Below are 1787 nucleotides of genomic sequence, written 5' to 3'. Positions count from 1 at the left end.
GCAAGGCAGGCACGGGACTCCCGTCGATCACTGAGCGTAGAGAACTCCGATGATCGATGTCCCGTGCCTGTTTGCTACTCCGGGTACCTACCTGTCCGGATCCTGGGTGCCTATTGCCGGTCGCTCTTAGCCCAAATGACGCTAGTTAATTTGCGGAACCTGCGACGCGGGTCTGCCGGTCGTGTGCCAACGTCCTACCGGCTGGCCGGGATCCCCCAGGGCGATTGCGTAGTCGGGTAGCAGTGCCTTGAGCTGGGAGCCTCCGGGGTCGGTGGCGTCTGCGAAGGACTGCGCACTGCCGGCACGCCGCGCACCCCGCCAGGTGGGCGTCGACGAGGGCCGGCAATGAGCCATTCCGCGCAAGGGTTTGATCACCGATGGTGATCATGTGGTTCGGGCGTGTTCGAAGTGCAGCAGAGCGAGCGCTGCTGCCACGATCTTGCCGATCCGCCACGGATTGAGGCTGACGTTGCGGAGCGCCTTGAATGTGGTCTTGAGCAGTGAGTTTCCGCGTTCGCCGATAGCGCGCAGGCTGTTGTGGGCCTTGTTGAGTTGCTGCTGGGTTGTCGTGAGCCGGCCGCCCTTGGGTTTCTTGATCGCCACGGTGATGGTGTCGGACTCGCCTTCGTAGCCCAGGTCGCCGAGGGTGCGCAGGTCGCCGGCGCGGACAGCATCAGTGACTTGGATGTCATCCGCTCCGGCGGGATGAAGAAGCTGTTCGGTGGGGTCTACGCGGCCGCGACGTTGGGGATCTTCCTGCGGGAGTTCACCCACGGTCATACCCGGCAGTTGTCGGCAGTGCTGCGCCGGCTGGTGGTCGCCCTCGCGCAGCGGACCCCGGTGCTGGACGGCATCGACGACCGCGTCTTCATCGATATCGATTCGCTGCTGCGCCCGGTGTATGGGCACGCCAAGCAGGGCGCCTCGTTCGGGCACACGAAGATTGCCGGCAAGACCATCCTGCGGCGGGGCCTGTCACCCCTGGCCGTGACCATCTGTACCGAGATCGCAGCGCCAGTCGTGGCCGGGGTGCGGTTACGGGCCGGGCGCGCCGGATCGTCGCGTGGCGCGGCGTCCATGCTCACCGAGGCGATCAACACCAGCAGTCGCGGCCGGCGCGGATCCGGCGAACATCCTGGTACGCGGCGACTCCGCGTACTGCGCCGGCAAGATCGTCACCGCGGTCGTCAAGGCCGGGGCCAGATTCTCGTTCGCGATCGCCCGCAACCCCGCCGTGGACGCCGCGATCGCCGCCATCGGCGACGAGCAGTACACGCCGGTGCACTACCCCGGCGCCGTCATCGACCCCGACACCGGCGAACTGATCTCCGACGCCCAGGTCGCCGAAGTGCGGTTCACCGCCTTCGCTGACACCCGCCACGAGACCACCGGCTGGCTCGTGGTGCGCCGCGTGCTGGACGCCAACACTCAAGACCGTTGTTCCCGGTCTGGCGCTACCACCCGTTCTTCACCAACAACCCCGAACCCGCCGACCAGGCCGACGTCACCCGCCGACACCACGCCATCTGCGAAACCGTGTGGTCCGACCTCATCGACGGCCCTTGGGCACATCAGCCATCAGGCGTGTTCGCCGCCAACGCCGCCTGGTGCATCCTGGCCGCGATCTGCCACAACCTGCTCCGCGCCGCCGGCACCCTCTCTGTCAAGCCCCGGGTTTAATGGAGAGTTGGTTAGCTGGTTTTCAGGGGTGCGGTGACCGGGTGGGTCATCGCGTGGAGTGCCTCGTGTTCGGCGGGTGGGACGTGGCCGAGTTCGCCGTGCAGCCT

The 1787-nt window shown here is 66.8% G+C and carries 2 pseudogenes; one reads left to right on the top strand and one right to left on the bottom strand.

Annotated features, from left to right (window positions below):
* Positions 1 to 384 precede the first annotated feature (384 nt).
* Positions 385 to 645, bottom strand: a pseudogene (locus ABGB16_RS33600) (transposase family protein); the annotation flags it as partial.
* A 12-nt stretch (positions 646 to 657) separates the two neighbouring features.
* Between ABGB16_RS33600 and ABGB16_RS33595 the strand changes: the two are divergent.
* Positions 658 to 1662, top strand: a pseudogene (locus ABGB16_RS33595) (IS1380 family transposase); the annotation flags it as partial.
* Positions 1663 to 1787: the final 125 nt, after the last annotated feature.

Source organism: Micromonospora sp. B11E3, assembly GCF_039871625.1.
Lineage (GTDB): Bacteria > Actinomycetota > Actinomycetes > Mycobacteriales > Micromonosporaceae > Micromonospora.
This window is presented reverse-complemented; position numbering and strand designations above follow the sequence as displayed.